A 7621-nucleotide genomic window follows, 5' to 3' on the forward strand; every position below is an offset into this window, starting at 1 on the left:
GGGCTGGCTTCTTCAGCAAGCAGGTTTTGCGCGGGCAGCGTCACTGGGCAAACTCGGGTGCGATTGGCTGATGGGCGTAAAGCTAGGGCGGTTCGGTAGAGCGGGCAAATGATTTCAGGCGATTCCATCGTAGCGCTGTCGAGCGGCCGGCTGCCGGCCGGCGTCGCCGTCATCCGTATTTCCGGCCCACAGACTCGATTCGTAGTCGAAACGATTGCCGGGGGTATGGTTAAAGACCGCGTCGCGGTCTTGCGCAGATTCACAGCGCCCGATGGAACAGTGCTCGATAATGGCTTGGTCGTCTTCTTTCCCGGACCGGCCAGTTTTACGGGCGAGGATGTGGCGGAATTCCACGTTCATGGCGGACGCGCCGTGGTGGTCAGGATGCTGGAGACGATTACTGGTTTCGACGGCGTCAGGCACGCGGAACCGGGCGAATTCACGCGCCGCGCCTTTCTCAACGGCAAGGTTGACCTGGTCGAGACCGAGGCGCTGGCGGACCTCGTCAATGCCGAGACGGAGGCGCAGCGGCGTTTTGCCGTTCAAAATGCCGAAGGCGTTCTCAGCGAACTCTATCTCGGCTGGCGCCGCCGACTGATCCACGCCCGCGCCATGATCGAGGCCGAGATCGATTTTGCCGATGAGGACGATGTTCCCGGTTCCGTTTCGGATACGATTTGGTTCGATGTCAAAACTATGATCGGCGAGATCGACCGGCACATTGCCGGATTTCGCGCCGCCGAGATCATTCGCGACGGCTTCGAGGTCGTCATCCTTGGCGCGCCCAACGCCGGTAAGTCGAGTCTGTTCAATGCCCTGGCCCGGCGGGATGCCGCTATAGTAACGGATGAACCCGGCACGACGCGGGATCTGCTTGAAGTGACACTTGATCTTCAGGGGCTGCGGGTCCGGCTTACGGATACGGCCGGATTGCGCGATGCGCCGGGAAAGGCCGAGGCGATCGGCATCGAGAAGGCGAGGGCCAAGGCGCATGGTGCCGATCTCTTGCTCTTGCTGCAGGACATCGCGAACCCAAGAGATGTCGGCGAGCTGCCGACTGTGGCGCCGACCTTGCGCGTAGGCACCAAGCTCGATCTGCTGGAAGACCGCGCGGCGAGTGACGCGACGGAGGATTATGCCCTTGTCATTTCGGTAAAGAACGGGACGGGCGTCGAGGAACTGCTGGGGGAAATCGGCCGGCGGGCAGCGGAAGCAGCCGGCAGCGTCGGCGATGTCCTGCCGTCGCGCCTGCGCCACGTCGAGTTGCTTGGCGCAGCGAATAGTCACCTGCTTCGCGCAACCGACGGCCGGACCGTCGGGCAGGAATTGCGCGCCGAGGAGTTGCGGCTTGCAGCAGATCGCCTGGGCCGTATTGTCGGCGCCATCGACGTGGAGGACATGCTGGACGTGATTTTCTCACAGTTCTGCATTGGGAAATGACTCACGTGAAACGATGCGCTCTCGTAAAATGACTCAGTTTGTCGATGCAGAGATTTTGATGGACCGTTTGCGGAACGCCCCATCGCTTCGTCATCCACGGGCGGAGCAAGGAGCGTAGCGACGCGGCGCAGACCCGAGGATCCATGCCGCGACTTCTGAGCGCGCGCCACGGTGCAGAATTCTGATCCGCTGTACTCTTTGGCCAAGATCACGGCATGGATCCTAGGGTCTCCGCGACGTCGCTTCGCTCCTGCTTTGCCCTAGGATGACGAACGTTGCGAACGCTTGGGTAAGACCTTCGAGCAGCGGCAAGGTGCGACTCACGTGAAACATCGGTGCCCCGATGACTCACGTGAAACACACGCGATGGCGGTGCAAGGCTGTTTCACGTGAAACGACTCGCGGAGTTTTCTTGACAGCCAAGCCTCGCAGGGACATGTGTCCCTCAATCATTCGAATCTGGGAAGTTTGTGATGACCAATCACTATGATGTGGTTGTGGTGGGCGGCGGTCACGCGGGTTGCGAGGCGGCCAGCGCTGCCGCGCGCGCTGGTGCCAAGACCGCGCTGGTGACGCTGCGCTTTGATACGATCGGGGTCATGTCCTGCAATCCGGCGATCGGCGGGCTCGGCAAGGGCCACCTGGTGCGCGAGATTGATGCCATGGATGGCCTGATGGGGCGCGTGGCGGATGCGGCCGGCATCCAGTTCCGCCTGCTCAACCGCCGCAAGGGTCCCGCCGTGCGCGGCCCTCGTACGCAGGCCGACAGGAAGCTTTATCGCCTTGCCATGCAGGAAGCGATTCGGCAGCAGAACGATCTCGACGTGGTCGAAGGCGAGGTTCTGGATTTTGAGATCGCCGATGGGCGGATCACGGCTGTTCTCCTGGCCGACGGCAGGCGGCTTGGCTGTGGCGCGGTCGTGCTGACGACCGGAACTTTTCTGCGTGGGCTTATTCATATTGGCGAGAAGAAGATTGTCGCCGGCCGCATGAACGAGCAGGCCAGTCTTGGGCTCTCGGCGACGATGGACCGCGCAGGCTTCAAGCTTGGACGGCTGAAGACCGGGACGCCGCCGCGGCTCGATGGCCGGAGCATCGACTGGACGACGCTGGAAAGCCAGGCCGCGGATGCGGATCCGGTGCCGTTCTCGCTGATGACCGACCGCATCACCACGCCGCAGATCGAGTGCGGCATCACCCGCACGACGATGGCCACGCATGAGCTGATTCGCGCCAATCTCGGCCGCTCGGCCATGTATTCCGGCTCGATCGAGGGCGTTGGGCCGCGTTATTGCCCGTCGATCGAGGACAAGGTCGTCAAGTTCGGCGATAGGGACGGGCACCAGATCTTTCTGGAGCCGGAAGGGCTGGACGATGATACCGTCTATCCCAATGGGATTTCCACCTCGTTGCCCGAAGATGTGCAGCTCGATATATTGAAAACCATTCCGGGGCTGGAGCGCGCAATCATGCTGCAGCCCGGCTATGCCATCGAGTATGATCATGTCGATCCGCGCGAACTGCATCAGACGCTGGAGACGAAGCGCATCGGTGGTCTCTTCCTCGCCGGGCAGATTAACGGCACGACCGGCTATGAGGAAGCAGCCGGGCAAGGCCTGCTCGCAGGCCTCAATGCGGCGCGGCGGGCGGCGGGGAGCGAGCAAATCGTGCTCAGCCGCACCGAGGCGTATATCGGCGTGATGGTCGACGATTTGACCAGTCGCGGCATCGCAGAGCCCTACCGGATGTTCACGTCACGGGCCGAGTTCCGGCTATCGCTGCGTGCCGATAATGCTGATGAGCGACTAACGCCTCTGGCTGCGAAACTGGGCATCGCCTCGGCACAGCGCATGCAGCGCTACGGGCAGGTCATGCAAAGCCTGGATGAGGCGCGGGATTTGGCGAAGTCGCTCGCCATGACGCCGAATGAGGCGGCGCGGCACGGGCTGGACATCAACCGGGATGGCGTGCGCCGGTCCGGCTATGAATTGCTTTCCTATCCCGACGTCGACGTCGCTTGGCTGGCTGGCGTCGATCCGCGCTTTGCGGCGATCGACGGCAAGACGGCGGAGCGCCTCGAGACGGAAGCGAAGTATTCTGTCTATCTCGACCGCCAGAAGACCGACGTGGCGCAGATCCGGCATGAGGAGAGCCGGCTGATCCCCGAGACGGTCGATTTCGCCGGAGTGCCGGGTCTGTCGAACGAGCTGAAGCAGAAGATGCATGCGCGGCGGCCGCGCTCCATCGCCGATGCCCAGCGCATGGAAGGCATGACGCCGGCGGCGCTGGCGATCATTGTCGCGCATGTCCGCCATGCAGAGAGCGCCCAGCGCCTACAAAAGGATGTTGCGTGAGTAGTATTTCCCTAGGGAGCCTGCAGGACGCGGCAGGCCCGGTTTCACGTGAAACATTCGATCGGCTGGTGGCGTTCGAGCAGATGTTCCAAAAATGGAACCGCAGCATCAATCTGGTGGCGCAGTCGACGTCGGGCGATGTCTGGCAGCGCCATATCCTGGACAGCGCGCAGCTCGCGCGCATAGAGCCTCAAGCCACACGCTGGGTGGATCTCGGCTCGGGCGGCGGATTTCCAGGCCTTGTGATGGCCTTCCTGCTTGCCGAGCGCGACGGCGCCAGCATCGATCTGGTTGAAAGCAATCGCAAAAAGGCATCCTTCCTGCAGACCGTCGTCGGCCAGTTCAGCCTGCCGGCGCGGGTCGTGGCGCGCCGCATCGATGACAGCCATGCGCTGGTTTCGACGCCGCAAATCGTCACGGCGCGGGCGCTGGCTCCGCTTTCGACCTTGCTGGACCTGTCGGCGCCCTGGCTGATTTCGGGCGCGCGCGGCCTGTTCCACAAAGGCCGGGATTACCGCACCGAAGTGCAAGAAAGCGTTCACCGATGGTCCTTCGATCTGGTAGAACATCCAAGTGTGACCGACGTTGGCGGCGTCATCCTGGAATTGTCCAACCTGCGACCTGTCTGATCCGTCACTGACAGGCGATTTGGCGCCCAAAATGAATTTCTGGCATAAACCCATGATGAAGAATGGCCCCCGAATCATCACCGTAGCCAACCAGAAGGGCGGTGTCGGCAAGACGACGACCGCCATCAATCTGGCGACCGCGCTGGCTGCGATCGGCGAAAAGGTGCTGATCGTCGATCTCGATCCGCAGGGAAATGCCAGCACCGGTCTGGGCATCGACCGCAAGGACCGGACGGTGTCGTCCTATGACGTGTTGACCGGCGAGCTGGAGCTGGAAGCCGCGGCCATCCCCACAGCCGTGCCGGGCCTGTCGATCGTGCCGTCGACGCTCGATCTGCTCGGCATCGAAATGGAGATCGCCTCCGCGCCCGACCGGGTGCTCAAGCTGCGCAACGCGCTGCGCGCTGCGACCGAGCGCGGCGCACCCTTTGGCTATGTGCTGATCGACTGCCCGCCATCGCTCAACCTTTTGACGTTGAATTCAATGGCTGCGGCCGATTCCGTTCTTGTGCCGCTGCAATGCGAGTTTTTCGCGCTCGAAGGCCTCAGCCAGTTGCTGGAGACGGTCGAGCAGGTGCGGCGCTCGATCAATCCGGATCTCACCATCCAGGGCATCGTGCTGACCATGTATGACGGCCGCAACAATCTCGCCAACCAGGTCGTGCAGGATGTGCGGGCGCATATGGGCGACAAGGTCTACGAGACCATCATCCCGCGCAATGTGCGGGTGTCCGAGGCGCCGTCCTACGGCAAGCCGGCGATCCTCTACGATTTGAAATGCTCGGGCAGCCAGGCCTATCTGCAACTGGCGTCGGAAGTGATCCGCCGCGAGCGCAAGTTACGCGCCGCTTGATGAGGCCGGGCGCATAGTCAAGAGCCGATTCGATACCGAAACGACCTGGAATAGCCAACTGGAATAAAGATGAGCGAAGACCTTTCGAGAAAAAGACTGGGGCGTGGGCTAGCGGCGCTGATCGGCGAGATCGATCGCCCAGTAGCGCCGGAAAAACGGGGCATGAGCGCCGACGGCAAGGTGCCGATCGAGTTCCTGACCCCCAATCCGAAGAATCCGCGCCGGCATTTCGGCGACGCCGAGCTGACCGACCTCGCCCAGTCGATCCGCGAACACGGCGTCGTCCAGCCGGTGGTGGCGAGGCCTTCGCCGACACAGGCCGGACGCTACGAGATCATCGCCGGCGAGCGGCGCTGGCGCGCGGCGCAGCGCGCCGGGCTGTCCGAGATCCCGGTCATCATCCGTGAGGTCAACGATCGCACCGCGCTCGAACTGGCGATCATCGAGAACGTCCAGCGCACCGACCTCAACGCGGTTGAGGAAGCACTTGGGTATCAGCAGCTGATCGACGAGCACGGCTACACCCAGGCCGATCTCGGCCAGGTGATCGGCAAGAGCCGCAGCCATGTCGCCAACACCCTCAGGCTCTTGAAGCTGCCGGATGTGATCCGCGACATGCTGGTCGACGGCGCGCTGTCGGCGGGCCATGCCCGCACGCTGGTGACGGCGGAAGATCCGGCCGGCCTTGCTAAGCGCATCGTCGAAGAAGGACTTTCGGTGCGCCAGGCCGAAGCGCTGGCGCAGATGCCGGCCGGCACCAGCAGCGCCAGGGAAGCCAAGCCGGCGCCAAGTCCTGACGAAAAGGACGCCGACACGCTGGCGCTGGAAAAACTGTTGACCGATACGATCGGCATGATCGTTTCGGTGGATCACAAGGGCAGAGGCGGTGTGCTGCGGGTAGCCTATCGCTCGCTGGAACAGCTCGATGAGTTGTGCAGGCGGCTGAAGCAGGAACGATAATTAGCCGGCGAATTATCTTCAGGCCGGATTTTGGGAAAATCGGCGACGCCGCTAATCTCCCTCCTTGAGGGGGAGATGGCCGGCAGGCCAGAGGGGGTCGCCTCACACCAAGCGCCGGCGCCCTTGTGAAAACGAAGAGGAGGCCAGCGCTCCACGCGCAACGACCCCCTCTGTCGCCTTCGGCGACATCTCCCCCTCGAGGGGGGAGATCAGGCGCGCTGCGCCAGCCTGCTGCTTTCCACCGCAATCCCCAGCAATGCCTGCCGTGCCAGCGCCACGGAAAGGTCCGGCCGCCGTCGTGTCTGCAACACCGCCGTCTGCAGCCGGGTCAACGCGCGGCCGAGCGCGTCGGTGCTCCAGCGCTCCAGTGCCTTCTCGACCAGCTTGCGCCTGGAGAAAAACACCGGCGGGCGGGCGGCGGCAACGACCGAGGCGGCGTTGCGGTTACCGGACTCCATCTGGCCGCGCATGATTTGGATCTGCTGCAACTGCCGCATCGCCGAAGACAGCACCAGGAAAGGCTGGCCGCCGGACTGGCAATGGCGGGTAAAGGCAGTGTCGAAGTCGCCGATCTTGCCTTCGAGAAGCGCGTCGACCGCGTCGTCGAAAGAGGCGCCGGAGACGTCGCCCGACATCGCCTTGACCTCCTCCAGTCCGATCTCGTTCTGGCCATGTGCATAGAGCACGAGCTTCTCGATCTCGCCGCGCGAGGCCAACCGGTCGCCGCCGAGATTGCGGCGCAGCGCCTGTCTCGCCTCCATGGTCATCGACATGCCGGCCTTGCTCAGTTCGGCGTCGATGACGCCGTCGATGTCGCGCGCTTCATCGGCATAGCAAGGCAGCGCCATGGCACTGTCGGCCGCCTCGACGATGGCGCGCAATCCGACGCCTTTCTTGAGATCGCCGGCCTCGATGAGAATGATCGCATCGCGCGCCGGCTCCGCCGTCAGCGCCTTGACGTCGTCGGCCAATGCCTTCTGGCCGCTGGCATTGCGCACCCACAGCAGCCGCCGGTCGGAAAACATCGGCACGGTGCGGGCCTCGTCGAGCAGCCGGCCCTCGTCGCGGTCAACCTCCGAACCCTCGAGCCTGACCACCGAGAAGGGATCGTCGAGCGGCAGGCCGGTCTTGCCGGCAAATGCCTTCGCCCGCTCGGATACGAGGCCGCGATCGGGGCCGTAAAGCAGGACGATCGAAATGCGCTGGTCCGGCTTCGCGAGCCAGCCGTCGACCTCGTAAGCTTTCTTCTGTGCCATGCCGGGTTGGTTAGCATGATGCGGGCGTGGGGTGAACCGGGGTGTGCGTGATCTCCTCCCTCGAGGGGGAGATGGCCGGCAGGCCAGAGGGGTCGGTTCGACTGGATGCGACATTTTATGCGCCGAAAG

Annotated in this window: 6 protein-coding genes; 5 read left to right on the forward strand and 1 reads right to left on the reverse strand. The window is 63.4% G+C overall.

What is annotated here, in order from left to right; translation table 11 throughout:
- Positions 1-108: 108 nt before the first annotated feature.
- The 5 genes from mnmE (at position 109) to EOC06_RS20495 (ending at position 6236) form a co-directional block, all read left to right on the forward strand.
- Complete coding sequence (gene mnmE / locus EOC06_RS20475) at positions 109-1440, forward strand: tRNA uridine-5-carboxymethylaminomethyl(34) synthesis GTPase MnmE (protein WP_128308633.1); 1332 nt, start codon at positions 109-111, stop codon at positions 1438-1440.
- 473 nt (positions 1441-1913) lie between these two features.
- Entirely contained in the window at positions 1914-3794 is a 1881-nt protein-coding gene (mnmG, locus tag EOC06_RS20480; protein WP_128308634.1) for a tRNA uridine-5-carboxymethylaminomethyl(34) synthesis enzyme MnmG, read from the forward strand.
- Positions 3791-4423 carry a 16S rRNA (guanine(527)-N(7))-methyltransferase RsmG gene (gene rsmG / locus EOC06_RS20485; protein ID WP_128308635.1) on the forward strand — a complete coding sequence of 211 codons (633 nt, stop codon included), beginning with the start codon at positions 3791-3793 and terminating at the stop codon, positions 4421-4423. The genes mnmG and rsmG overlap by 4 nt, the downstream gene beginning before the upstream one ends.
- Before the next feature lie 52 nt (positions 4424-4475).
- Positions 4476-5276 (forward strand): ParA family protein, encoded by an 801-nt coding sequence (locus EOC06_RS20490; RefSeq protein WP_081738757.1) that lies wholly within the window; start codon positions 4476-4478, stop codon positions 5274-5276.
- A gap of 69 nt (positions 5277-5345) precedes the next feature.
- Positions 5346-6236, forward strand: coding sequence for a ParB/RepB/Spo0J family partition protein (locus EOC06_RS20495; RefSeq protein WP_128308636.1), 891 nt, complete (start codon positions 5346-5348; stop codon positions 6234-6236).
- A gap of 209 nt (positions 6237-6445) precedes the next feature.
- Here EOC06_RS20495 and holA read toward each other — a convergent pair whose 3' ends face one another.
- Positions 6446-7492, reverse strand: coding sequence for a DNA polymerase III subunit delta (gene holA, locus EOC06_RS20500; RefSeq protein WP_128308637.1), 1047 nt, complete (start codon positions 7490-7492; stop codon positions 6446-6448).
- Between the last annotated feature and the right edge of the window lie 129 nt (positions 7493-7621).

Source organism: Mesorhizobium sp. M7A.F.Ca.MR.362.00.0.0 (assembly GCF_004023175.1).
GTDB lineage: Bacteria > Pseudomonadota > Alphaproteobacteria > Rhizobiales > Rhizobiaceae > Mesorhizobium.

Coding starts and splice junctions, on each gene's coding strand:
- mnmG (WP_128308634.1), top strand. CDS start 1,914: ATGACCAATCACTATGATGTGGTTGTGGTGGGCGGCGGTCACGCGGGT.
- EOC06_RS20495 (WP_128308636.1), top strand. CDS start 5,346: ATGAGCGAAGACCTTTCGAGAAAAAGACTGGGGCGTGGGCTAGCGGCG.
- mnmE (WP_128308633.1), top strand. CDS start 109: ATGATTTCAGGCGATTCCATCGTAGCGCTGTCGAGCGGCCGGCTGCCG.
- EOC06_RS20490 (WP_081738757.1), top strand. CDS start 4,476: ATGATGAAGAATGGCCCCCGAATCATCACCGTAGCCAACCAGAAGGGC.
- holA (WP_128308637.1), bottom strand. CDS start 7,492: ATGGCACAGAAGAAAGCTTACGAGGTCGACGGCTGGCTCGCGAAGCCG.